Source organism: Anaerohalosphaera lusitana, assembly GCF_002007645.1.
Lineage (GTDB): Bacteria > Planctomycetota > Phycisphaerae > Sedimentisphaerales > Anaerohalosphaeraceae > Anaerohalosphaera > Anaerohalosphaera lusitana.
In genome coordinates, this window is record NZ_CP019791.1 from 2182105 (window position 1) to 2205725 (window position 23621).

At 49.7% G+C, this 23621-nt stretch carries 21 protein-coding genes, 1 tRNA gene and 1 other RNA gene; 5 read left to right on the forward strand and 18 right to left on the reverse strand.

Annotation, left to right across the window (positions count from 1 at the left end):
- Window positions 1-57 precede the first annotated feature (57 nt).
- Together pheT and ssrS are read left to right on the forward strand one after the other, a co-directional pair.
- Window positions 58-2076: a phenylalanine--tRNA ligase subunit beta gene (gene pheT, locus STSP2_RS08980; RefSeq protein WP_146661921.1), complete on the forward strand. Its 2019-nt coding sequence runs from the start codon at window positions 58-60 to the stop codon at window positions 2074-2076.
- A gap of 259 nt (window positions 2077-2335) precedes the next feature.
- Window positions 2336-2517, forward strand: a non-coding RNA gene (gene ssrS / locus STSP2_RS08985) — 6S RNA.
- Window positions 2518-2615: 98 nt separating this feature from the next.
- Here the strand turns inward: ssrS and lon are convergent.
- Window positions 2616-4997 carry an endopeptidase La gene (gene lon, locus STSP2_RS08990; protein WP_146664032.1) on the reverse strand — a complete coding sequence of 794 codons (2382 nt, stop codon included), beginning with the start codon at window positions 4995-4997 and terminating at the stop codon, window positions 2616-2618.
- 345 nt (window positions 4998-5342) lie between these two features.
- Here lon and STSP2_RS08995 point away from each other — a divergent pair.
- A tRNA-Asp gene (locus STSP2_RS08995) sits at window positions 5343-5416 on the forward strand.
- A gap of 77 nt (window positions 5417-5493) precedes the next feature.
- On the opposite strand, the gene STSP2_RS09000 is transcribed toward STSP2_RS08995, so the two are convergent.
- The 4 genes from STSP2_RS09000 to STSP2_RS09015 form a co-directional block, all read right to left on the reverse strand.
- Window positions 5494-6699, reverse strand: a complete 1206-nt coding sequence (locus STSP2_RS09000; protein WP_146661923.1) for a tyrosine-type recombinase/integrase — start codon at window positions 6697-6699, stop codon at window positions 5494-5496.
- 80 nt (window positions 6700-6779) lie between these two features.
- Window positions 6780-7031, reverse strand: coding sequence for a helix-turn-helix domain-containing protein (locus STSP2_RS09005; RefSeq protein ID WP_146661925.1), 252 nt, complete (start codon window positions 7029-7031; stop codon window positions 6780-6782).
- A complete protein-coding gene (locus tag STSP2_RS09010; RefSeq protein WP_146661927.1) occupies window positions 7009-8067 on the reverse strand; it encodes a bifunctional DNA primase/polymerase in 1059 nt (352 codons plus the stop codon). Before STSP2_RS09010 ends, STSP2_RS09005 begins: the two co-directional genes overlap by 23 nt.
- 54 nt (window positions 8068-8121) lie before the next feature.
- Entirely contained in the window at window positions 8122-8538 is a 417-nt protein-coding gene (locus tag STSP2_RS09015) for a hypothetical protein (RefSeq protein ID WP_146661930.1), read from the reverse strand.
- Window positions 8539-8664: 126 nt separating this feature from the next.
- On the opposite strand from STSP2_RS09015, the gene STSP2_RS09020 reads away from it, so the two are divergent.
- Window positions 8665-9876, forward strand: coding sequence for an ISL3 family transposase (locus tag STSP2_RS09020; RefSeq protein ID WP_146659741.1), 1212 nt, complete (start codon window positions 8665-8667; stop codon window positions 9874-9876).
- A gap of 249 nt (window positions 9877-10125) precedes the next feature.
- Here STSP2_RS09020 and STSP2_RS09025 read toward each other — a convergent pair whose 3' ends face one another.
- The 13 genes from STSP2_RS09025 to STSP2_RS09080 all read right to left on the reverse strand — a co-directional run bounded on the left by STSP2_RS09025 (window position 10126) and on the right by STSP2_RS09080 (window position 21102).
- On the reverse strand, window positions 10126-10740 hold the full coding sequence (locus STSP2_RS09025; RefSeq protein WP_146661932.1) for a hypothetical protein: 615 nt from the start codon (window positions 10738-10740) through the stop codon (window positions 10126-10128).
- 2 nt (window positions 10741-10742) lie between these two features.
- The gene (locus STSP2_RS09030) at window positions 10743-11651 is read right to left on the reverse strand and encodes a helix-turn-helix domain-containing protein (protein WP_146661934.1); all 909 of its coding nucleotides are present in this window, start codon (window positions 11649-11651) and stop codon (window positions 10743-10745) included.
- A gap of 238 nt (window positions 11652-11889) precedes the next feature.
- The gene (locus STSP2_RS09035; protein WP_146661936.1) at window positions 11890-12426 is read right to left on the reverse strand and encodes a hypothetical protein; all 537 of its coding nucleotides are present in this window, start codon (window positions 12424-12426) and stop codon (window positions 11890-11892) included.
- Window positions 12395-13264 (reverse strand): hypothetical protein, encoded by an 870-nt coding sequence (locus STSP2_RS09040; protein ID WP_146661937.1) that lies wholly within the window; start codon window positions 13262-13264, stop codon window positions 12395-12397. Before STSP2_RS09040 ends, STSP2_RS09035 begins: the two co-directional genes overlap by 32 nt.
- The gene (locus tag STSP2_RS09045) at window positions 13261-13728 is read right to left on the reverse strand and encodes a helix-turn-helix transcriptional regulator (protein ID WP_146661940.1); all 468 of its coding nucleotides are present in this window, start codon (window positions 13726-13728) and stop codon (window positions 13261-13263) included. The genes STSP2_RS09040 and STSP2_RS09045 overlap by 4 nt, the downstream gene beginning before the upstream one ends.
- 13 nt (window positions 13729-13741) lie before the next feature.
- A complete protein-coding gene (locus STSP2_RS09050; RefSeq protein ID WP_146661942.1) occupies window positions 13742-14707 on the reverse strand; it encodes a Holliday junction DNA helicase RuvB C-terminal domain-containing protein in 966 nt (321 codons plus the stop codon).
- Window positions 14697-15314: a VWA domain-containing protein gene (locus STSP2_RS09055; protein WP_146661944.1), complete on the reverse strand. Its 618-nt coding sequence runs from the start codon at window positions 15312-15314 to the stop codon at window positions 14697-14699. Before STSP2_RS09055 ends, STSP2_RS09050 begins: the two co-directional genes overlap by 11 nt.
- A gap of 27 nt (window positions 15315-15341) precedes the next feature.
- Complete coding sequence (locus STSP2_RS09060) at window positions 15342-16880, reverse strand: Hsp70 family protein (RefSeq protein WP_146661947.1); 1539 nt, start codon at window positions 16878-16880, stop codon at window positions 15342-15344.
- 16 nt (window positions 16881-16896) lie between these two features.
- Window positions 16897-17484, reverse strand: a complete 588-nt coding sequence (grpE, locus tag STSP2_RS09065; RefSeq protein ID WP_146661949.1) for a nucleotide exchange factor GrpE — start codon at window positions 17482-17484, stop codon at window positions 16897-16899.
- A 112-nt stretch (window positions 17485-17596) separates the two neighbouring features.
- Window positions 17597-19669 (reverse strand): ATP-binding protein, encoded by a 2073-nt coding sequence (locus STSP2_RS09070; RefSeq protein ID WP_146661950.1) that lies wholly within the window; start codon window positions 19667-19669, stop codon window positions 17597-17599.
- 2 nt (window positions 19670-19671) lie between these two features.
- A complete protein-coding gene (locus tag STSP2_RS09075) occupies window positions 19672-20073 on the reverse strand; it encodes a hypothetical protein (protein ID WP_146661952.1) in 402 nt (133 codons plus the stop codon).
- 4 nt (window positions 20074-20077) lie between these two features.
- Entirely contained in the window at window positions 20078-20254 is a 177-nt protein-coding gene (locus STSP2_RS17320) for a hypothetical protein (RefSeq protein ID WP_169853100.1), read from the reverse strand.
- Between the two features lie 218 nt (window positions 20255-20472).
- Complete coding sequence (locus STSP2_RS09080) at window positions 20473-21102, reverse strand: PH domain-containing protein (RefSeq protein WP_146661954.1); 630 nt, start codon at window positions 21100-21102, stop codon at window positions 20473-20475.
- Window positions 21103-21375: 273 nt separating this feature from the next.
- Between STSP2_RS09080 and cas3 the strand changes: the two genes are divergently transcribed.
- Complete coding sequence (cas3, locus tag STSP2_RS09085) at window positions 21376-23616, forward strand: CRISPR-associated helicase Cas3' (protein ID WP_146661956.1); 2241 nt, start codon at window positions 21376-21378, stop codon at window positions 23614-23616.
- The last annotated feature ends 5 nt before the right edge of the window (window positions 23617-23621 follow it).

Sequence of the window (23621 nt, forward strand, 5' to 3'; positions counted from 1 at the left end):
TTTGGAGTTAAAGAGCCGTGACGGCTGACGAAATAGTTGATGTATATGGTGGTTTAAATGAAGATTTCTCTCGATTGGCTGCAAGAATACGTAGAAATTAACGAATCCTGGCAGGAGGTGGGCGACATACTCAGCGATCTGGGCTTTCCGCTGGAAGGTATGGAGCAGTTTGGTGACGATATCGTCCTGGATATCGAGGTCACCAGTAATCGCGGCGACTGTCTGTCGCATGTTGGTGTTGCCAGGGAATTTGCGGCTGCGACGGGTCGTACACTGAAGCTGCCCGAGCTGAAAGAGTCCCAGGGTGGTGGTGAGTCGGCGGCGGATATTGTTTCGATAGACATCGAGGCACCCGAGCTCTGTCAGCGTTATACAGGCAGGATCATTAAGGGCATCAAGATCGGCCCTGCGCCTGACTGGATGGTGAGTCGGCTGGAGGCGGTCGGTGTTCGAAGTGTGAATAATGTGGTGGATGCGACGAACTATGCGATGCTGGAGACCGGACAGCCGCCGCACGCGTTCGATTTCGATAAGATCGGCGGAGGAAAGATCGTCGTCCGAAAAGCGGTCAAGGGCGAGAGGATCGTCAGTATCGATGAGACGAAATGTGACCTGCAGCCCGATATGCTTGTTATTGCTGATGCCGAGCGGCCGGTCGCTATCGCGGGCGTTATGGGCGGGCTTAATACCGAGGTCAGTGAGAGCACCACAACGGTACTGCTTGAGGATGCACAGTTCGACGCTGTGAGCGTGCGGAACACCGGCAGGCGACTGGGTATATCTTCGGAAGCGGCGTTCAGGTTCGAACGGCACGTTGACACAGAACGGATCGATTGGGCGTCGAAGCGTACGGCGGATCTGATAGTGGAGGTTGCCGGCGGCCAGGTTATCGAAGGTGTTGTTGATGAGTATCCGGGCAAGCAGATCGAGCCCGCCCGGGTCAAGCTGCGTTTCGAGAGATTGAACTCCATACTTGGCATAGAGGTTGAATCGGACACAGCCGTTGAGATATTGACGCGACTCGGTTTTGAGCCAGAACGCAAGGGCGACTCGATGGTTATCGCGACGGTACCCTCGTGGCGTCACGATATCTCTCGTGAGATCGATATAATCGAAGAGGTTGCACGGTGCTACGGATACGATCAGATACCGGTTGACCGCCGGATAAATATTGAGGTCAAGCCGGTCGAACCGCGAGAGAAGCTGGCGGGAGTGGTTCGCAATTTCATGAACGGCTGCGGTTTTTATGAGACGGTAAATGTGACTTTCGTCAATGAGAAGGTCGAGCAGATTTTTGCCGAGTCAAAAGAACATCTCGGTGTCAGTGATGAATCACGTAAAGAGGCGAACCTGCTAAGGCAGAGCCTGCTTGGTTCATTGATGGGGGTGCTGCAGAATAATCATAATGCAAAGAACAGCCCATGCAAAGTCTTTGAGATGGCGACGACGTTCAAGCCCAAGGCTGGGGCCGATCTTCCCGAGGAGAAAACACGCTTGAGCCTGGTATGCGATTCGGAGTTTCGTGTGATCAAGGGTGTTGTAGAGGGGCTGATCAGGAAGCTCAGCCGCGATGCACAGATCGAGTTCAAGCCTGCCGACGCCGGGTGGTGGACCGCTGGTGTTGATGTGTTTGTGGGCGGCAAACTGCTGGGTAAATGCGGCGTTGTTTCGGATAAGGTTCGCAACTCTTTCGGCCTCAAGGAAGTTAAGGACGTCAGTGCGGCCGAGCTGGATTTTGGGGTGCTTCTCGAAATGTTCGGCGGCGTCTCGGCGGCTAAACCCATACCGAGGTATCCTGCTGTTACGCGTGACCTTTCTCTTGTTGTTGACGAAGGTGTGCTTTGGCAGGAGATCGAAAAATGTATTCTGCAGAAGGCTCCTGCTGAGCTCGAAAAGGTTGACTTTGTCGGGATATACAGAGGCAAGCAGATCGATCAGGGCAAAAAAAGCGTGACAGTTTCGCTACGTTTCCGTGATGAGGACGGAACATTGACCCATGAACGAGTGGACGAGTTTGAGAAAGTGATTTTCGATTCGCTGCGAGATTCGCTGGATGCGACTTTGCGAACCGCATAGAAAAAGAATGAATGGATTTAAAGCCCGGTGGAAAAATTCTGCCGGGCTTTTTTCTTTTGCAGGAACAAACAAGCACAACTAAAGGTAAGGTCAGTTGGGTGTTTAAGTTATACCTCTTCTTGACAGCGATGCACTCAGTTGCTCAAATAATCTGCTGAGATGGGTCTATCAGGCCGACTTAATTTATTGCAAACTGTCAGCGAATTTTGCTCAACATCTTGATTTGATTGGCCGAATATGGTATAAGATGATTGTAGGTTAACCCCTGCGGTGTTCGTAGAGACGTAGTATTGAAAGAACCGATGCCACCCTTAGGGGAAGCCAGACCTGAAGGACTGCACATGCCTGCTTTGACTGGACTTGCAGACTTCAGCAACGGCTGCCCACTTTGTTAATAAGGGTTCCTTTCAACGTCGTTTTTACGGCACAGGCGGAGGTATCCTGCATATAAAGGTCTGTCCAACAAGGCGGACCTTTTTTTGCGCGCAGATAGCGTGAAACGCTAGGGATCAGTTGTGTTTCTCTGACTCCGACAACTGCTAGTTTTTGAAGACCATCTTTACAAGGCTTGTGACTTTGTTTACGAAGACGAAGTCGATTCCCTGCGTTGCTTCTTTGGGCAGGTCCTTGATATCCTTGCGGTTTCTGGAAGGCAGGATGACTGTCTTAATGCCCGCTCGTTTTGCACCGATGATCTTTTCCTTGAGCCCGCCAACCGGCAGCACGAGGCCCTTAAGCGTTATCTCACCGGTCATTGCTACGTCCGGTTTTATGGGTCGGCCCTGCAGCAGTGAAAGCAGCGATGTATAGATCGCACAGCCGGCACTCGGGCCGTCTTTCGGAACCGCGCCGGCGGGAACGTGGACGTGGTAATCGAAATCGGAAAACAGCTTTTCATCGAGGCCGAGCTTGTCTGCGTCAGCTTTGATGATCGACCATGCGGCCTGGGCGCTTTCCTTCATTACCTCACCTATCTGGCCTGTAAGGTTGAGCTCGCCCTTGCCCGGTGTCTGTGCGGATTCAACAAAGAGTATCTCGCCGCCTTCGGGTGTGTAGGCCAGACCTGTCGCGACGCCCGGGGTGGAAGTACGCATTGCAAGTTCTGGTTCGTACTCGCGAGGCCCGAGTATCTTCGCCAGATTCGATGCGCCGATGGTTGCTTTGCGTGACGTTCCTTTTGCGATCCGTGTTGCGACTGAGCGACAGACCGCCGCGATGGTGCGTTCAAGATTCCGCACACCTGCTTCGCGGGTGTATTTGTCGATCATCGCATCGATGGCCTCGGGCTTGATGTTGATCTGGTTTTTCTTAAGCCCGTTCTCTTTTATCTGACGCGGGACCAGGTACTTTGTTGCGATCTTGAGTTTTTCACCCTGGGTATAGCCAGGCAGCTCGATGGTTTCCATGCGGTCCAGCAGCGGCTCTGGGATCGGCTCGGTGTAGTTTGCCGTGCCGATGAACATTATGTCAGAAAGATCAAAGGGCTGGTCGAGATAATGGTCGGTGAATGTGTCGTTCTGCTGCGGGTCGAGAACTTCGAGAAGGGCGGACGCGGGGTCTCCGTGGAAGTCCTGGCCGATCTTGTCGAGTTCATCCAGCATGAAGACGGGGTTGCGAGAGCCGGTCTTGCGCAGTTCCTGGAGGATACGACCAGGCAGTGCACCGATGTAGGTTCTTCTGTGTCCACGAATGTCCGCTTCATCCCGGATGCCGCCTAGAGAAATGCGGATGAAGTTTCGTCCCATCGCGCGTGCGATAGATTTACCGAGGCTGGTTTTGCCCACACCGGGCGGGCCTACAAAGCACAGGATCGGACTCTTGCCTTTGGGATTGAGCTTTCGGACCGCGAGGAATTCGATGATTCGTTTCTTTACTTTCTCAAGGCCGTAGTGGTCCTTGTTCAGTACTCGTTCGGCTCGCTGGATGTCGAGTTTGTCTTCGGTGGAGATTGACCACGGCAGTTCGCACATCCAGTCAAGGTACGACCTGATGACGCCGTATTCCGGCGAAGCGACAGGCAGGCGTGACATGCGATCGAGTTCTCGGAGGGCCTCGGCCTGGGCCTTTTTGCTCATTTTTGTGGCGAGAATACGCTCCTCGAGCTGGTCCAGTTCCTCAGTGTGTCGATCAGTTTGGCCAAGCTCGGCCTGGATGGCTTTAAGCTCTTCCTGCAAAAAGTATTCACGCTGACTTTTATCGATGGACTCGCGGACCTGGCCGTGGATTTTGTTGCTAAGCTCGAGTACTTCGAGCTGGTCGGCGAGTTTGCGATTGATGTTCTCAAGCCGTTTTGTGACGTTCGTCTGTTCGAGGATCTGCTGTTTTTCGCTAACGCTGAGGTTTAGTGTGGCAGCTATGAAGTCCGCCAGGCTGGATGGGTCCTGTACGTTTTCGAGCAGAACGGATGCCTCCTCGGGCAGGTTCGGGCTCAATGCGAAAACCCTCTCGGCCGCGTGACGTGCATTGAGTACCAGTGCACGCATCTTTTTGGTCATCCTGGATCGAATTGGCAAAGCTTCAACCCGTGCTCGAAGGTAGGGCTCTTTGCCGACAATTTCCAGTATCTTGAACCTGCAAACGCCATGAGCTATCAAGTTGATCGTTCCCTGGGGCATTTTGATGACCTTTAGGACTGAGGCAGCCGTTCCAATTCTGTATATGTCCTGACCCGTGGGGGATTCGATATCGGCTGACTTTTGGGCGACCAGGCCCAGTACCGCCTGAGGCGGGCAATCTTCGACCAGCTTTATGCTGCTCTGACGACCTATTGCCAGGGGCATAACTGTGCCGGGAAAGGCGACCGTGCCCCGAAGCGGCAGCAGGGGGATCGTATCAGGCAGCTCGAACGTGCCTTCTTCGTCCTCGTCCGGGCTGTCGCCGACGATGTAATTGTCAAGGTTTACTATGTCCACCAGCTTCATATTCTTCAATTGATGCAGTCCTGTTTTGAAAAGTTTTATTTTGCTTAATGATTCTAATTGCAGCTACCCTGGGGAAACCGAAAATGCTGCGGGACCATGAACTGACAGGCTGTCCTCAGTTAGTTTCCGAGAATGTGCAGATGATACTATAGAGCGGGTCGAACTGCAAACAAGAAAGCCTTTCGGCGGTATTTGGCGTGTTTTTGGGTGCTTAAGGCGGGGTGGAAGGGGCACGAGCTGGTTGGCTTTATGAAGGCCCAAAAAGAGGAAAAAAGTTTCGCATTTTTCGGATAAAATGTTTTGACACTTCGCGGGATGTTGTTAATATACCAATCTCGTAACCGAGGGGTCGTAGCTCAATTGGTTAGAGCATCGGACTGTCGATCCGAAGGCTGAGGGTTCGAGTCCCTTCGACCTCGTTTTCATAAGTCTCTGTAAGTCAAGCACTTACAGAGACTTTCTTTTTTTTGCATCCGATGAAAAAATGCCAGTTGCGTCACTTTTGCGTCAGTCCCGAAAAGCCTTTCTGAAGCATCTTATTCATCAGCTTGCTTGCCGAGGCCAGATTTTCAGGACAAACTGCCAAATAGTATTGTCGAGTTGTGGTTATATTAGAGTGCCCCGCAAATTGCTGTACGATTTGGATTGGCAGATGTTGTGCCCAGTTAGTTATTGCAGACCTTCTTAAGTCATGTATTGAGTACTCACAAATCTTCGCTTTCTTACAGAGTGTATTGAATTTTTTTGGAAGATTGTTGATTACTTCACACTTAGAGTTCCAAGTGCCTCTATCTATCCGCTGTTTGATATGTCTCAATCTTTCTGGCGAGAGGAAAACATAAGGTGCGCATCCCGTTGACTCGAAATGGATATCTGCGAACAGTTGGGCAGTTTTCTCTGGCATAGGAATTACACGACGTTCGTGATCTTTTGGTTCCCACTCGATAGTGTGTTCCATGTGCTTTTTTGGATTGACATAAATGTATTGGTTTTCGAAATCTATGTCATTCCAAGTCAAATTCACCAGTTCGCCTCTTCTTAAGCCGCAACAGTAAGCGGCAGAGATGAACGTCTTCCACCACAAACTGTCAGTGGTGTGCAGTAATTTACGGTAGTCGTCCATGCTTACATAATTGATTGGTTTGGAAGAAATTCTTCTCTGCTTGATTTTTGCAAAAGGGTTGTCTCCTTCTTTGAGATAACCTCTGCGTTCAATTGCGAGATTGAAGATGCTTTTAAGAGTTCGGATGTCTTTGTTTGCTGTTGCTGTACTGATGCCCGAGGCCAGTCTTTTAGCGATAAAAGCTTCGGCATCGCGAGCACGTATCTCAGTTAATAGGGTGTTGCCGCCTATGAACTTTTTAAAGAGTTTGAGCTTATGCATTTGCTCAACTAATGTGGCATCAGCGACCTGTCCTTTAGTAAGGATTTTATGTTCCGCGACAAAATCTTCGAACGCTATCCTCTTTGGTCTGTCCTGCTTACCGCAGTTTACCTGCTCCTGGAGCTGACGGGCAAAATTGTCAGCCTGCTTTCTCGTCTTGAAGCTTTTTGAATACCTCTTGCGGTCAGTTCCGAACCATCGAACTACCCAGTTGTGGCGTCTATTTTTGGGCCAGTCGCTTTTGGGTATTTTCCTGCCGTTTTCTGTCGGAGCAGGTTCGAGCCATCTGCGATAAATGCCAATTTTTTCTGTTGCCATTTGGTAACTCCTTTCTGCAGTTACCACTGGCGACTGACAGAGGGATTGTACCAGATTCGAGGCGTCAGCGCAAGTGCTGTCTAGATGTTTTCCGTCTTGACGGAGAGGAAGGCCTCGAGCTCACTTTTGAGATACCATACTCGTCTGGCGTATTTGGTGGCACAAAGTTCGCCTCTGTCTCGCCAGTAATTGAGTGTCCTTCTGGCTGACTTTGGTGTGTGGCCTGTCTGGTCGAGCCGCAGGAACATTGCAGCTTCGACCGGAGTCATCAGCTCAGGGAAGACATGCGGCCTTGGGGGCCAATCGTATTCATTTTGTTCTCTTAGATCCATGTTTTCTGCCGGCTTTTATTCTGTAATAGAAACAGCTTTCTTTACTGCAGTATTTTTGCATGACCGGGTGGGTGCACCCGGCAAAGCCGGGGTGCTGATGTGCCCAGAATGCGATCCTTTTGATAAAGTCGGGGTCATCTATGGGTTGCCTGCTGTCTATGGTGCGTATTCGTTTGATGATCTGTTCCGGGTGCATGTTTATCCATCTGTAAAACCGTGCCAGAGCAAGATATGTCTGGTGCCGGATTCCGTCTGGCAGGGTGGTGCTCTGGATGTTTTCAATGCAGGGAGGGATTCGCCAGCCCTGTTTAAAGTCAGAATTGTCCTGCGTAGTGGCCGTGGTTTTGCAAGCTGCTTTTGCAACAGCCCTGATGGCTTTTCGATACCACAGACCGGCTGTGTTGCTGTATTTGGCGGTTACAAAGCTGTCTTCGGATCTTGGGTGTTCGGCCAGTTTTGCGATCTGGTCTGCACTGAGATGCAGCAGCTCCTTGTGGAGAAGGGGGATTTTATATAGCCCGCTTTTACTGTTGATGGAGTTTGGGATTCGCCAGAGCCGCCTGTGGGTGTAGACGGTCCTGTCAATGGTTTCGATGCCGTAGCTGCAGGCTTTAAGGGCCATCTTGTTATAGAGCTCCATGATGTATCTGGAAGGGAAGGCATCGAACACTTCGGGAGGTATGGTAACGTGAAATCCTTTGCTGCCGCTGAAGTAGATTTCGAGCATGTCGGTGCCGATTTCGAGTCTGTCTGTTGTCAGCTCGCAGAGCTTGAGAGTGTCGGACCTGGCTTTTTCCAGGTCATCAGGCGAGTCGATATCGAAGAAGACCGGAGCGATGAAAGCAGAGTTAAGATCATCTTTTTCGAAGAGCTGGACCGTGGTGAATATGTTCGTGTTGCCGTACTTTTTACGCCAGTTGTTGATGGCTTCAAGGTTGTCCCTGCCGGCCAGTACGCCGCGGACCATCTTGCCACCGGGCAAAAGGGCGGCAAGTTCGATCCAGCGAAAACATCTTTTTTGAAGGAAGTCATTCATTTGATTTACCTTCTTTTCAGCACGATCGGCACGTTTTGGACATTAGCTGTTGTCTTACCCATAAAGAAGCTTGTCGCCCTCGGCTTCGGGATAGATCTCGATGCCCTTTTCCCTTACAAAAAGGCGGACGCAGTCTCCGCTAACGCATGAAATGTGATCCCATATGTAGCTCGGAAGATTTATCCTGGCGTTGCTGCTGACGGACACCGTCTTACCGAATACTTTGTGGTCTACATGTAAGGAACCGCCTGAGTTGTTGCTAAGATACTCTCTCGTTTCTTCGGCGGCACCGGGCACTGCAAGGAGAATGTGCAGCTTGGGAGAGAATGCGAGGAAAGCTACGAGCTTCTCGGGGTGAGCCATAATCGCTAAAAGCTCTTTGCTTAAACTTATCCTCGTTGTGTCGATGAATCTCGTTGCTGTATCGCGTACCGGACCGGCCGGGTGGGTTGGTGTATTGGTTGTACCCATGACTAACTCCTTTCATAAAGAATAGACCAAAAAAAAGGTTCATCACGGAATACCGGGGAAATAGACATCAACGGCAGTACTTTGTAGCTTTTAGTTACCCGACTATTAGCTCAAAGGAGACTGCCGTTGACTGGACAACATCTTATCAAAAAACTCGGCCAATGGGAAGGATATCGTGTTGGAACTGTTGGGCCTGCTAAGAAAGGCCCTGAATTCTGGGTCGAATTGATACCTGAATATGGCCATGGAATTTGCGACGGCTGCGGCCAGGAATGCAGCAGCGTTCACGAGACCGTCCAGCGTTGGATCCGCGATCTGCCGGTCTTCGACAAGACTACCCACCTGCTCGTTCACCGAAGGCGTCTGCTGTGCCCCAGATGCGGGCCGAAGCTTGAACGAATCTCCTGGCTGGACCGTTACAGCCGCCACACTACCCGGCTGGTCGAATCGGTCGCCAGGCTGTGTGATGTGATGAGCATAAAGCATGTGGCCGAGTATTTTTCGCTGTCCTGGTCGACCGTCAAGGACATCCACAAGCGGCATCTCAAGAAGAAGCTGGGCCCTGTCGACCTGTCGAATGTGGAGCTGCTGGCGATGGATGAATTCGCCATTCAAAAGGGCCACAGATATGCAACGGTTATCATCGATCCGACCTGCAAGAAAGTGCTCTGGGTGGGCCGAGGGCGTTCGAGAGCCTCTATCAGGCCATTCTTCGAAATGCTCGGCGACCGCTGCAAAGACATCAAAGCAGTAGCAATGGACATGAACGCCAGCTTCGAGCAGGAGGTTCAGCTGCATTGTCCGCAGGCAGAAATAGTTTATGATCTGTTCCATGTCGTGGCCAAGTACGGCCGTGAAGTGATCGATCGGGTCAGGGTCGATCAGGCCAATCGACTACGAGACGACAAGCCCGCCCGCAGGGTGATCAAGGGCTCGCGCTGGCTGCTGCTTCGCAATCGTGAGAACATCGAAAAGCCTGAGGACCTGGTTCGCCTCGATGAGCTGTTGGCCGCCAACGAGTCGCTGATGACGACCTACGTGATGAAGGATGATCTCAAGCTGCTGTGGAATCTGAGCGATCGCAAGGCCGCCGAATCGTGCTGGGGTCAGTGGCTCGATCGAGCCATGCAAAGCGGGATTGAGCCGCTGATGAAGTTTGCCAAAAGGCTGAGCAAATACGCCGCCGGAATCATCGCACACAGCAGATGGCCGCTGCATACGTCACTGCTGGAGGGGATCAATAACAAGATCAAAACCATCAAGCGACAGGCATACGGCTATCGAGACGATGAATATTTCTTCCTGAGAATAAGAGCAGCATTCCCCGGTATTCCGTGATGAACCAAAAAAAAGGGCCGCAACAGAAGGTCTCTGTTGCGGCCCTTGGCTTTCACCGTAACCATTAAAACTAGATTTTAAAAATCAATCTAATTTAAAAGTCTAAATTGTATTTTGTCATGTGAATTCCAAAAACAAATTTGAACTGAATCATAATTTGCTTTAGACTCCTAATTGAATATATCCATATAAAGTGCCGCTGTCAAGTAAAAATCTCGATTGGCAGTTATTTTTTTATAAAGTATTATATTACTTATAAGGCTTTTTGAGTCTCAGGGAAGTGTTCTGGAGATAGAGCGTTGCCTGCCTCCTGGATTCAAAGACAAAGTAGCTGCCGCAGCGATTACAAAGTGCGGCATGGATACTGGAGCCTCTTGACTTCGACTTGTTCTGCCAGATGATTTTGGTGCCGTTGGGAGTGTTCAGCTTGATTTTATTGGAGCAGAAATAACAGTTGTTCGGATAGCTACTCGCAGAACGTTCCGGATATATGAACACGCCTGATTCCTGGATGAAGATAGGTTTTCCGTCGATGCAAGGGTAGCCGTCGGGGATTTCGATCTCGGGGTCGCTGCAAACCAGAACATGCCTGAGATAGGCAATTATATGCCTTTTATGCGAGAGAGCAGGCATGCCCACGAGTCCGCTGTCACGATTAAACACGTTTACCAGCTCTTTGGAATTTATCAGGCTGGCTGCAGCGCGGTTATTCTTTTTATGAAAAGGACTGTGAAAGGGTCCGCCGAATTGCACAATAGCCAGGCCAACCGGGTTCGAATCGATTGCCTCCTTAATCTCCCAGTTCGTTCCGTTCTTGGCGATCGTATATGCAGAATGAGTCAATTTTGAGGTTCTTGAGATCATTGTTATCTCCCTTCAGGACTTAGATTTCGCTTTTTAGGGCAGAACCTGCCAATCATGAGTATTCCCGTCTTGCCGTCAACCAACTCAAGCTGGTGCTTTTCCCTGCCGTCATAGACATAAACATGTTTCATCGGCTCTAGCAGCAATGGGAAAACCGTATCCTTGTACGTGAGCTTAAACTTGCCTTTCACAGACAAAACAAATTCAACTCCATGTGTGTGATCATGAAAACCTATTCGGCCATTGTGTTTGAAATCGTAACGGGTGGCCACGAAGTGGGGGACTCCGAAATAGACAGTCCCGCTGCAGTTGTGCAGTTCTAGATAATCGGCGGCATCCTTAAGTTTTAAGAAATCAAACAGAAGAACCGGTTCATAGGCTTCGCTGGATTTTCGTTCGAAGATTTCGCGGATATTTTCAAATGGGTAAGATTTATTCATCTCCCGAATAAAGCTCATCAACTTGAACGGCTTGGCATTAGCCAATTCTTCGAAGCTGTTGATGCCGTTGTTTTGTGCCACTTCCAGTATCTCGCGTATAGGAATGCCGACACTGGCACATGCATAGGCCATCCAGGCATGTCCGCCGAAAAGCTCTGCGAGGTACTCCTTTTCAGTGGGACTTGGGCGTAAAGTTCGCTCGTAGACCTCTTTTCGGTATCCTGAAGAAGTTTCAATCTTCCAGTCCATCAGCAGTCTGGAGGCCTTGACTGTGTCGATTTCAAGGTGCTCAAAGATCTTTAGCAGAGTTCTCTCAGATCCTATTCCTTTGGAGCACAGTCTGCTGATAACCGAAGGGGTGACGTCAATATCATTCGCCAGTTGGATCTGGCTTATCTTTGCTTCTTTGAGGAGATTGCGGAGGGTCCTGGCAAAATCTGGTGCCTGCAGTTTAGTTTTGCTTTCAGCCATGATATCAGCTCCTGACAAAACCTCTTACTACTTATAGTATACAGCAATATATCAATTTAAGCAAGCAAAATTACTATAAATGCAATATAATAATTGAATTAAAAAATATCGTAATTGCGGTTGACCTTGGTGTGCTAAATTGTTATAATGTTTGCTTGATTTGGAGGGGCGGATTTTTTTGGGGAGCTTGTTTAATCTGTTTGCTGCTGAGATGGGGGTGCTGAAATTGCGGCCTGATTTATGGGTTTACGCTCTGATAGAATTTTTTCACGCTGGGTGAAAGCAGCTCATGTATCCGGCAGTCCTCAAACCTGCAGCTCGAGTCGAAATACATTCTTGCGGCATCTGTATCGCCCATCTGATAGTGTATAGCTCCGGCAAGGATCTTGCTGGTACATTTGTCCGAGTGGGACATCTTTGCGGAATGGATCTGTGATGCAGCGAGCCTGAGGCATTTTTCCCAGTTGAGGTTTTTGTAGGCGGCGATGATTTCTTCGGTCCTGTAATCGTTTTTGTTGGGAGCGGATCGTTTTGTTACAGTCGGCACCTTTGCTGTTCTTTTTGCTGTCGATCGACGGATGGGTCTTGAATACTGCTTTGTGTCGCTGGTACTCGCCGATGAACTGCTGCTTGAAGGCTCGTAAGAATCCAGAAGGGGCTTGGCAATGACAAGGGCCATGTATGCACCTACAATCTCGGATCCTGTACAGCCTGCAAGCGAAGGCAGGATTGAAAGCAGTATGCTAAAGACCGCTGTTTTGACTTTTGTTGACATTGTTATGTCCCCCTGAAATGGTTACGGTTTCGTTTTGGAAGTTGGCCCTGATGATCGTTTCTGAGTGACGACTTAACGTTATATGTTTATCGAGGGTTTGACCGGTGTCGGTGCGAAGTTCAAGAACATGCTCGCCCTCTCTCAGGTAGAAAGGTTCGGCCTGCCCGCTGACGCCGAGTTCTTCGCCGTCTACTGAGACATGGCACCAGGGTACGGCCAGGACCCGTACCTGGGCGGTTGGGACTTTCATTGCGAGCATCAAGACAACAGAACCAACACCGGCAAGCGAGACAGAGATCAGTGATATACAGGCGAGGACATTGCAAACTGCGCTGTATCTTATCGAGTTTGAAATGCCCGCAAAGAGTCTGGCCAGCTGCTGAGAGATAAAAACGGTCGGGACCCAGATGAATTTGAATAACATGTGCAGTATAAAGCCGGCAGTTTGACAGAAGCTGACAAACTGACCCCATCCGCTGCTCGGGGTGGACCGGTGAGGGTAGTATGATTGTGTCGGGGTTGGCTGGACATTGCCGGAGGAGAAGGGTTTGGGCTGAGGCGGTGTGGAATTAGCGAAGTTTGGCGGCTGCTGAGATGCGCCGGAGGTGCTGTTCTGTGAGGCTGCAGTTTGTCTTATTGTATCGATGGCCCGGGCGATCTGGCTGAGTTTGTCGATGGTTTCTTCTCTTTGCTCGGGTGTTGTGCCGGGCATGTTGAGCCTGTTTTGCAGTTTCCGGCGTAGTTTTTTATATGCATCTTCGGCGATCAGAAGATCGTTAGTGTTGATCTCCAGCAGGGATTTTGCCTGTTCGACCGTCATGTGATACGCCGGGTTCATGATATGATCTTAAAATTATCCGGTACCTTTTTATTTCGGCACAGGTGCCTGTATATGTTCTTTATGGCTGCCGCCCTGGAGATGTCATCGCCGCGGTTGGGCAGCAGTTGATTGCATACCTCGGCGAATTGAGCGTATGAGCATTCCACGCCCATCGCCTTGACAATGTGGTAGATTTCGGTATGCCGGTTACTGAGTTCTTTTTTGGCATCCTTGGAATCTTCCGATGTCGTTGTTTTTTTGTTTTTGTAAAAGACAACGGGCCTTCCTTCTATGTCCACACATGTTTCTTTGATCGCTTGGCACTTTTGCACAAGTTCGTTATCGTAGTATGGCCTGTTGTTTGCAGGATCGCGAAAGGGCCTTGGGAATACGCCTTGATCAAGCAATTCGTAAAATCGGGCTCTTGAAAACCCCAGCAGTTTTGCTGTCTTTGAAACCGAATATTTTTCTTTTTCGCTCATTTTGATCCTCACGCTAGACGGTATTTTTCAAATGGATGCATCCTTTGTCCGTGATAGAAAGGCGGCCGTGCGTTTTTTTGATAAGACCTGTTTTCAGCAGGAAAGGCTCGCTCCTTTCGGACAGATCTTCGATATCAAGTCTTGTCGAAGATGCGATTTCGCTGATAGAGGCACTTTCTTTCAGCTCCAGTATCTTGAGCAGGCTGCGATCGGTTTCATCGAGTCCGAGGCTGTCGATCTTGAGCTCTCTGAGTGTTTGAGCGACATCAAAAGCAGTGATCAGGTCCCTGTCTTCGGCCCGGACCTTTTCGACGGCAGTATTGGCGATCCGATCTATTGCGATCGAGGCGGAGTTTTTGCTGCGATCGGCGATTTGCCTGGTAAGTTGGGGATGTTCGAGTTTCAAGCCATTTCTGTGGAAATAGTCATTTATGATTTCTGCAAGCGTGTTTGCCTGGTAATGATCAAACTGCAAAGATGTGCAAAGGTTTTGCTTTAGCCTGTCGATGATGTTATGCTCGTCGGTGGCTGTTAGAATCAACGTAAAAGGTTCGACTGAGAGCGAATAGGATCTGGCGTCTGGGACGTTAGGCGATTGAATAAAAGCCTGCGAAAGGGCGGTTGAAAGCATTAGCTGGAGAGGCTCTTTGAGCTTCTCTGCGTTGTCGATGAGAAGCGTTGACCGATCGTGGTGGTCACGGCAGAGCATGAATCTGTACAGGTCACCGGTTTCTATACTATTTGCCGCGGCAAGATAGAGATGATGGTTGCCGAGGGAGTTGTGATACGCCCTTGCGCAGAACTTTTTGCCGGTTCCACGGGGCCCGCAGATCAGAATGCCCGTGCTCGAAGGTGACCGGCTGTCGGGGATGGAACTCAACTGCTGCAGTGCAGAGACGGCCCCTGGTCTCCCCGATACATCCGAAAGTGTGGGCCAGGGCTGTTTCTGTTTCTGTTTTGGAGGCTGATTAGCTGTCATTTTCAATCCTCAGTCCCGCTGCAAGGTTTTCATAATGTCTTATTAGTGTCTCAGAGTCGTCAATGAAACGATAGTGGATGTAACCGTCGGGATCGGTGGTTGCGATATCTTTAAGGAGCTGTTCATCCACATCACGCGGCTGGCCGCCGATGCCGATGGTGTCGATCACTACGCCGCGAGATTTGAGTGACTCGGCGATCTTCATGTGTTTTGAACTCATCGAGATGTGACCGTCGGTCAATATTATCAAACTTACCTTGCATCCGTGCTTGCGATAGTGGTCGGCATAGTAATTTGCGGCTTCAAGGCCCGCACTGCGTGTGCCGCCGCGAGGACGAAGCGACTTAACCGCACTGCGGATCGCATCGATCCGGCAAACCGGTACGGGTTCGCAGAAAACACGTTCTTTATTATTGAAGCCAATCCCCACGAACAGATCATCCGGGTTGATGGCAGTACGCGTTTGGCAGAACGCCAGAATGCCGTCCTGTGCGGATTCCTGGCGTGTGCTGCCATTGCGGTCGAGTGTGCCAGAGCTTCCTGAATTATCAACCGAACCCAAGAACACTTTGGGTCTCGTTGATGGTAAAACGGTGTGTGATGTCATCTTTAAATCTCCTAAAATAGTTACAAGTTATGATGCTGGCTTAGACAGACTTGAAAAACCATCCCTGGTGCAAGTGCCAAGCTGCAATTCGATGTCCACGGGCTTATTGAGAAGGGTGTCAACGGCAGTGATTTCAACCAGGCCCTCGTCTGACATACTGACGGTGACGTTTATGCGGTTTGCGTTCTTCTGCTCGGTTTCGACAGGCTGAACGCTGAGCTGGGCCGACTTCAAAGGCGTGTGATTCTCGCTGAGATCGTTCGCTCCGCCGTCATAGAGCTTCACATTGACCACTGAAGCACTGCGGTGACTGGGGGTGAACTTAAAGGATTTTGAATACGGCAGTACTGAGCCTGAGGGAATCAATACGGAATTGTATTCACGCTGGTCATCGCCCTTCATGGCGGCGATACACAGGTCAGTAGGGCAAATATTGGTTACGGCAAGCTGACTGGGTAAAAGCGTCTTACCGGCAACCTCAAGAGGTGTATGGTCGTCACCGAATTTCTTTGCCGCATAGATCGCAGCTCCCATGGCAACGACTTTGTCCATCTCGACATCGCGCCGAGGTTCCTGGGCAAAGATTTTGCGGATGATGTCGGGAACAAAGAAATTGTTGCTAGAGCCGCCTGCGAGAAGCACCATATCGATCTGATCCGGTGAGAGATTTGCCTCATCGAGAGCCTCGCGACAGTATTTTTCTATCCGCTCGATGATCGGCTTTGCCAGTTCTGTGAGCTTGTCACGGCTGAGACCGACCTTGCAGATCTTTTCGCGGTTGTCTACTGCAATGTTGGTCTCCTCTGACATTGACAGGGTTTCCTTTGCATCACGGCAGCGATCCTTGAGTTCATAAGCTATCTGAAGGTTGCTTTCAAGGTCGATGGGGCAGCCCTGCTTTTGTGCCTGGTCAACGGTGTATGACAAGACAGCGTCGTCAATGTCTTCTCCACCGGTGTCCCTGTCGCCTGAAATAGAGAGCACACTGAACTTGCCTGTCCCATCGAAATCGATGATCGAGATGTCAAAAGTTCCGCCGCCGAAATCGAACACGGCAGTCTTACAAGGACTGTCACTTTTGGGATCATGAGCCAGCTTTGCAGCCACCGGTTCCGGGGCAAGCTTAATCCCGGCAAAGCCGGCCCTCTCAGCAGCCCACTTTACGGCCCTTTTTGCTCGTTCAGGGTACTTGGCCGGTACGGTTATTACAACATCGCTGACGGATTCGCCAAGGTAGTCCTCTGCGCAAGACTTTAAATATTCAAGGATGGCGGCTGCAATCTGCTCCGGCGTGTAGTCCGAAAGTACAGGCAGGGAATTGCCGTCGGAATCGACTTTGCCCATGTGCCGCTTCGATGAATCAACAAAGTTTTCGGGATCAAACTGCCGTTCGTTAAGAGCAGCCCGGCCGACGATCAGTTCATCGCCTTTGAGATAGGCACATGAACGTGTCAAAAAATCGCCAACATTGTTGGGGATGATCTTGCTTTTTCCTTTTTCGATAATGGAAACCAGAGAATTCGTGGTGCCAAGATCGATTCCTATGGCTTTTGTTTCTGAGTTCATTATTTAACCCTTTCTGTTAAACATCGCTGGAGTTATAGCGAAAAACTGCGGCCTCCGCCGGCCGAAGTTTTTTGTCCTTGTAGATCAAACCGGCTTTGTAAACCTCTGCGATTTTGCGGTGAAGATCTTGGCGGTCAGTGTCAACGGCTGCAACTGCAACGTGGAGGTCCTGGTCAAATTCGCTGCCCTGTTCGGGGATGATCAGATCAAGGTGAACCCTCTTTTCGAGCTTTTCGAGAAACGTCTCCAGGTAAACCGAGATTCGCCTGGCTGATTCGGCGTCTGTCTCAACAAGGCCCTCGTTTACTTTCAAAAGATTCATGGTCAGTGATGCTACCTGCACGAACAAAGGCTTGAGGCTTGACTCAACGATATACTCTTCAATCAATCTGCGAATCTGAGCCATTTCCTGTGCAAGTACCTTGTCGTTGGCCTCGAGCAGAGACAGCTTGTGGTCAAGCTGAGCCAGTTTGGATTCGATGGGCTTGATTTTCTGTGAAAAATCGTCCCCCTTGTCTTCACTGTCGAGCCTCACTGCGAGCTTTAGAACATCTTCTTCTGTGGCACTTTCCAGGAACTGCTTTAAAAGCTTGTTAATTCTCATTTCTATCTCCTTGTAATTAGATATAAGGCTTTTACTATTATTGAAACAGATTCTGGAAGCGATTAAAATGGAACTTGGAGGTGAAAGTAGGTATCGTCTGGGACTTGTGGGATTATCGCTTTATATAGTCTGCAACGAGCGTGCATCTTAGTTTCTGCCTCAGTTTTTTCCATTCGGGCCGCTTTTTAAGCAGGGCCAGGAATTGCCTTCTAAATCTTGTGTCCCTGCATACGAGGATAAAGCTGGTGTCTGCAGTATTGACAGATGCAAGGTAATCCAGAAAATGCCGCAGTTCGTTCTCGGCACGTGAGATGCCGATATTGATAAACACCCTGTGCCGGCTTTGGATGTTGGTTGCTGCGATATCTATCCTGAGAGATTTTGATATCTTGACTTCATAGCCGAGATGCCAGATAGCCTTATCGAAATCGCAGCCGACCGCGTATGCGGCCATCTCGTGCTCGGGACCGCCGTTGGTCAACGGACGATGCTTGTGGCCGATAAGCTTTTTACCCTTTGCGGTGACGATCAGAACGCTGAGCATGCCGCCGGCAAGGCCCGTGGAATATTTAAACTCGCGTGCAAACCCATTGTCTGTCAGGTGCTTTTTGGTCCTCACTCCCTGTGCAGCATTAAGGCCCGCCTTTCGATATAATGCGGTTACCGAAAGGTTTGGCTGGTTACAGACTGCTTTGAGCATGTCCGTTGCCGGCTGAGGAATTTGACCGGTGCCGGCAGAGCCGGATGATTGAGTACCGTTGGCCGGGCCGACCGCAGGTTTTATGTGAACATGCTGAAGGAATTTTTGTAAAGACTTTTTCCGCTGAGTCTCGCTGAGTATGTTTTGACAGTGAAAGGGCGGGTACTTAAAAAGGATTGGAAGGTCAAAATGCCTTGGATTGTACAAAAGCGCCTCATTTTGAGGCATGGTTCTGAGGTAATCCAGCTGCTCATCGTTGATATTCAAAATGTTTTTAAGCTTATAGGGCGATTCGCCTCTGCTGGCTGTGACAGCGATAAAGCCTGCGTTCTGGATGATCGGCTGTGAGGTGTTGTCCAGGCTGTGCGGTATCACGATTGTTCCCTGGCCGGCGGACCGGCTCATGGTCATAATGTCGCCGACAGGGCCTATGCCTCCGGCAGCATTCTTATCCGCCTGCATCTGAACGCATGGTGTGGCGTCATCGAGCACGAATAGTGCTGGGATTTGTGAAAGACTCTTTCGACCGAAAAACTGAACGCAGCTGTACCGCCAGTACATCAGGTAGATTGATAAAAAAGCAAGCACCTGAGGATCGATGCCCTCAAGTTCGAGGATCGCCAGGCCGGGTGTGCTGAAAAGTATCCTGAGCATATCGGAAGAAGAATAGTTCCACATTTCTGCGCCCAGGTTGTCCTCGATGGCCTTTAAAGAGGTAAGGCAGCTTTCTCTGAGCTGCTCGCGGCGGTAGTTGTATTTATATTTTTCACCATTCCTCTGTGAAACAAATTCGATGATCTGACTCAGCGTAGGGTATGCACCCTTGGGCCGGTGGTGCACTATTTGATGGAGCTTTTCGTTGAGAAAATTCTGCGCAGCGAATTTATTGAAACTAAGAGCAATTACTCTGCAGAGCATGTTGATCATCTGCTTGTGGTATCCATCCTGCCATGGCTGCATTATCGAGACGGCCAGGTCGTCGGCTGTAAACGTCTGGGTCAGAGGTGATATCTCAGGCACGCATGCCAGGTGGCGAAGCTCTTTTTTGCGAACGATAACGACCACTCTGTAACGGTAAAGCAGATCGGGTTTGGTGAGCAGGTGTTTTAATACGGTTGTCTTGCCGCTTCCGGTCGGTCCGCTTATGATGCCGTTTCTGCAAAGCTGATCCAGATCGATTCCGGCGGTTATGTCCGTGGATGTCTTGCCGAGCTGGATAAAGGATGAAAAGGCCGTGGGCGGGTTGCTGTGCGGATAGTTGCCGATGAACGGATCATGAGAAAGTTTGAGTATGGCGCTTATCTGATCCATGTTCATTTTATACAGCGCCTGGATGTGTTCATCTGCGGTGTCCGTCAACAGCAGTGAGGCGAGCCGGGCCAGCTGAGGATTGTTTTTGACAATGTTTTTGATCTGCTGATTGCTGAGCTGGGCCAGGATCTGCTTTTGGCTGTATCGGTTTTTGCTTTCTTTTTCGCTGGTCATGGTCAAGCCTTAAACAAGCTGTTGAAAAATCGTACGATTGGATTGTTTCTCTTGGCGGCGTGTTCTGGACACAGCGGGATACGCTCCTCGTTTTCTTCTGTCAACGCAGCATCCTGCATGCACAGGATTCGGCCGCAATCATGGCAGCTTACCGTCTGGGAAGCAGTGAAAAGGCCCTCGCACTCGGAGCACTCTCGTACATCTTCGGGAGATTCAGGCTGTATGCCTCCGTCAAGTGGTGGGAAAGTGACCCTGTCTTTGTAGGTCCTGCAAAGGCCCTGTGCGTCAGTGTGAGTGATTTCGTATACGAGGAAGTAGACTTCCTTGCCCGAAGGCAGAATATGTCGGCTGTAATCAACCAGCTCCTTACCGACTATATTAATGTTGAGAGGATTGTTGCTCATGTTATCACCATGGCTGGGACAGGTAATGGTTATATATCCAGATCGCCGCACGGTAAAACGTCAGGCCTATCAGCCAGCAGATAAGAAGTGACGTAAAGACAGCAGCGACCCATATCGGAAGCTTGGCAAGCGTCAATACAAACTTGCACAGCTTTGCTGCAAAACTTGTTTCCCTTGGCATTTTGATTCCTTCCCATTAAAAGCTTGCATAAAGCATTTTACCAAGTGAACATTCTGCTTTGGATGGGAAATGCTGGTAAAGCAGGGGGTGGGGAATAATCTGTTCAGGTGCCAGGGTGTTGAATCGCCGGTTCATCAATAGCAGCGATAAGTGTGATTCTGGCAGTGCTTGCGCATGGAAGGGGCAGGTTTATTCACTTTCGGCGGGGCCTGGATGATCTACTGGGGAGTTGAATTTTTGCGGAAAAGGAGCCCGTCATAGATGGCTGTGAGGCGGTCAATGTCTGGTACGGACCTCAGAGTTATCGAACCTCTGCATGTTCCGAGGGTGCTGGTGAGCAGGTTGTTGCCGCCTTGCTGGCTGATAGAGATGATTACGGAATTGAGGCCCATAAGACCAGAGACAAAGCCAGTTCTAATTGAAACCATTTGGATGCCGCTGTTGGGTATCATATCTATCGTACGGTGAAGTATCCCTTTTGACGCGAAAGTTGTCACTTCAGTTACCATATAAAAGCGGTTACGCCAGCGAAGGAAAATAGCTGCTGCCAGGGTCAGAAAACCCACAATAAATGCTATGAAAATCACTTTCTGGAGGTCTGCAGGTTGGTGGAACAGCAACATGTTCAGAATTATTGAACCGAGGACCAAATAATAAAACCCCGCCGCAACCCATCTTAATCCTAAATCTCGCAGTGTAGGTCTGCAAGCGTACAAAATGACCTCGTCGTCACGCAGGAACTTCTTGAAGCGTTTAGGGATCATCCAGCGGTAGGCCTGCTTGTGCGTGGAGGATATTACATCATTGCTATACTTGTTGGTCTCACTCTTAGAAATGGTTTTTTGCATGGTTGTCTCCTGATTTGGATCTTTCCATACACGGCGATCCTGGTCAATTGCCTATCAGTATAAGGCAAAGTTCTTAAATTATGAAGATTTTTATTGACTTTATTGTTATTGGCCTGTAAACATCGACATAAGTTAAGGGTGGAACCGAGCTCTGATATTCCATCTCCCTCCTAAGCCCTTTTGACTGATTGAATATTAAAATTAGTTGAAAGGTTTCTACATGTCTTCGTCTAAAGTCACTTTTAAGCAAAGCTTGATTGGGGGGTATTTAAGATGAAGTTCTATGCACACACAGACCCGCAACAGCCCGAGACGCTTCCCGAGCATGGGGCCAATTGGCAATCTCTTGAAGATCATCTTGTTGGTACTGCAGATTTGGCGGAAGAATTCTCTGCTGTGTTTAATGCCGAACGCTGGGGACAATTGGCTGGATTTTGGCATGATGCAGGCAAGTACTCACAGGATTTTCAGAAGTATTTACGTGCATGTGCCGGTAGTGAAAAAGGGGTGAATAAGAAAAGTGTGGATCACTCGACTTTCGGAGCAAAATCTGCGGCAAGCTGGTCGGACCAGGAAGGCAAGCTGTTAGCATATTGTATAGCTGGTCATCACGGAGGCCTGCTCGATGGCAGGAATAGCGGAAACAGCCTCAAACGAAGATTGAGCAAGAAAGATCTTCCGGAGGTCTTTTTACCGGACAATCTTTTTGATGCAGAAAGACCATCGCTGCCAATCAAGCTGCAACAAGATCGCCCGCATATACAGATCAGTTTCTTCACTCGAATGTTGTTTTCGTGCCTGGTTGATGCAGATTTTCTTGACACTGAGTCACACATGGACCGCCGCAAAAGCCAGCTAAGGGGCGGATACCCCAGCCTTGAGGAGCTGCAGATCAAACTGGAAAATTTTCTTGCCAGCCTGGACAAAGAAGCAGAAAAAACACATGTAAATGCTATCCGCCGGCAGATACAGCTCGATTGCCTCAAGGCGAGTGAACTTGAGCCGGGGCATTTCTCGCTGACAGTACCGACCGGAGGAGGCAAAACTCTGTCTTCGCTCGCATTCGCTCTCAAGCACGCTATCAAATATGGGCTAAGGCGGGTGATATACGTCATTCCTTACACCTCGATCATAGAGCAGAATGCAGCAGAGTTCCGCAAAATACTTGGCGTCGAAGCTGTGTTGGAGCATCATTCAAACTACGATGAAGATGTCGACCGTGATGGCGGGCAAACTATAGATGCGATACGGCGACGGCTGGCGTGCGAGAACTGGGATGCACCGGTGGTCGTTACTACCAATGTGCAATTTTTCGAGTCGCTGTATTCCAATAAGCCCAGCCGGTGTCGTAAACTGCACAATATTGCAGGCAGCGTGGTTATTCTCGACGAGGTTCAAAGCCTTCCCGCTCCTTTTCTACTACCTTCGCTGGAGAGCCTGCGTGAACTTGTCCAATCATACCATTCTTCAATTGTGCTTTGCAGTGCGACTCAGCCGGCGATAACCGTAAGGGAAGATTTTGAGCTGGGCCTGGAAAATGTCCGCGAAATGGTCACCGATCCGCAAACGCTTGCTGCGAACATGAGGCGTGTCGACAGCAGTTACCTTGGCAAACTGGACGAAGCAGAAGTGGCAAACCGTGTCATCAATCATGATCAGGCACTCTGTATTGTGAACACCCGCAAACGGGCGGTTTCGATATACGAGAAAGTGCGATCGGGATCTAACGGCAATGTATTTCATCTTAGTGCCTCTATGTGCCCAGCCCATAGGCGAGTCGTGCTAGATCATGTGAAATCTGAGCTCAAATCCAAAAGACCCTGCAAGCTTATCAGTACTCAATTGATCGAGGCGGGCGTCGATATTGATTTTCCCGTTGTTTACAGGTCAATGGCGGGGCTCGATTCAATAGCCCAGGCGGCGGGGCGTTGCAATCGTGAGGGCAGGCTCGATAGGGGACAGGCGTATGTATACGAACCATCAGAGGGTCTGCCGCCCGGCCACTTCCGACATACAGGCCAGACAGCTCAATCTATAATTGAACGGTTTCCCGACGACATGCTAGGCCTGAAGGCTATCGAGGAATATTTTCGCGATTACTACTGGCTTAAGTCCTACTCAGGTGGGCTGGATGAAAAGCGAATCCTAGACAAATTGCGAGAGGGTGCTAAGCAATGCGACTTCCCATTTGAGACGGTCGCAAAGCTGTTTCGGCTGATTGAAAACGATATGCAGCCGGTGATTGTGCCTTATCAGTCTGGCGGAACGAAAAATCTGCAGGCGGAAGATCTGATCGTAGAAATTGAAAAAGCAGACGACCTTCGCAGCTACCATCGTAAGCTGCAAAAGTATACTGTACAGGTTTACCCAGTTTACTGGCAGGAGCTGGTCAATTGCGGGGCTATACAGATCGTGCGGGATATATTCCCCGTCCTCTGGCAAAGTAACCTTTACAGTGAACAAACCGGTCTGGTGCTGGATTACCGGTCGGACCCGGAACAATATATTTGTTGAAAGGA

Coding starts and splice junctions, on each gene's coding strand:
- pheT (WP_146661921.1), top strand. CDS start 58: ATGAAGATTTCTCTCGATTGGCTGCAAGAATACGTAGAAATTAACGAA.
- lon (WP_146664032.1), bottom strand. CDS start 4,997: ATGAAGCTGGTGGACATAGTAAACCTTGACAATTACATCGTCGGCGAC.
- STSP2_RS09000 (WP_146661923.1), bottom strand. CDS start 6,699: ATGGCAACAGAAAAAATTGGCATTTATCGCAGATGGCTCGAACCTGCT.
- STSP2_RS09005 (WP_146661925.1), bottom strand. CDS start 7,031: ATGGATCTAAGAGAACAAAATGAATACGATTGGCCCCCAAGGCCGCAT.
- STSP2_RS09010 (WP_146661927.1), bottom strand. CDS start 8,067: ATGAATGACTTCCTTCAAAAAAGATGTTTTCGCTGGATCGAACTTGCC.
- STSP2_RS09015 (WP_146661930.1), bottom strand. CDS start 8,538: ATGGGTACAACCAATACACCAACCCACCCGGCCGGTCCGGTACGCGAT.
- STSP2_RS09025 (WP_146661932.1), bottom strand. CDS start 10,740: ATGATCTCAAGAACCTCAAAATTGACTCATTCTGCATATACGATCGCC.
- STSP2_RS09030 (WP_146661934.1), bottom strand. CDS start 11,651: ATGGCTGAAAGCAAAACTAAACTGCAGGCACCAGATTTTGCCAGGACC.
- STSP2_RS09035 (WP_146661936.1), bottom strand. CDS start 12,426: ATGTCAACAAAAGTCAAAACAGCGGTCTTTAGCATACTGCTTTCAATC.
- STSP2_RS09040 (WP_146661937.1), bottom strand. CDS start 13,264: ATGAACCCGGCGTATCACATGACGGTCGAACAGGCAAAATCCCTGCTG.
- STSP2_RS09045 (WP_146661940.1), bottom strand. CDS start 13,728: ATGAGCGAAAAAGAAAAATATTCGGTTTCAAAGACAGCAAAACTGCTG.
- STSP2_RS09050 (WP_146661942.1), bottom strand. CDS start 14,707: ATGACAGCTAATCAGCCTCCAAAACAGAAACAGAAACAGCCCTGGCCC.
- STSP2_RS09055 (WP_146661944.1), bottom strand. CDS start 15,314: ATGACATCACACACCGTTTTACCATCAACGAGACCCAAAGTGTTCTTG.
- STSP2_RS09060 (WP_146661947.1), bottom strand. CDS start 16,880: ATGAACTCAGAAACAAAAGCCATAGGAATCGATCTTGGCACCACGAAT.
- grpE (WP_146661949.1), bottom strand. CDS start 17,484: ATGAGAATTAACAAGCTTTTAAAGCAGTTCCTGGAAAGTGCCACAGAA.
- STSP2_RS09070 (WP_146661950.1), bottom strand. CDS start 19,669: ATGACCAGCGAAAAAGAAAGCAAAAACCGATACAGCCAAAAGCAGATC.
- STSP2_RS09075 (WP_146661952.1), bottom strand. CDS start 20,073: ATGAGCAACAATCCTCTCAACATTAATATAGTCGGTAAGGAGCTGGTT.
- STSP2_RS17320 (WP_169853100.1), bottom strand. CDS start 20,254: ATGCCAAGGGAAACAAGTTTTGCAGCAAAGCTGTGCAAGTTTGTATTG.
- STSP2_RS09080 (WP_146661954.1), bottom strand. CDS start 21,102: ATGCAAAAAACCATTTCTAAGAGTGAGACCAACAAGTATAGCAATGAT.
- cas3 (WP_146661956.1), top strand. CDS start 21,376: ATGAAGTTCTATGCACACACAGACCCGCAACAGCCCGAGACGCTTCCC.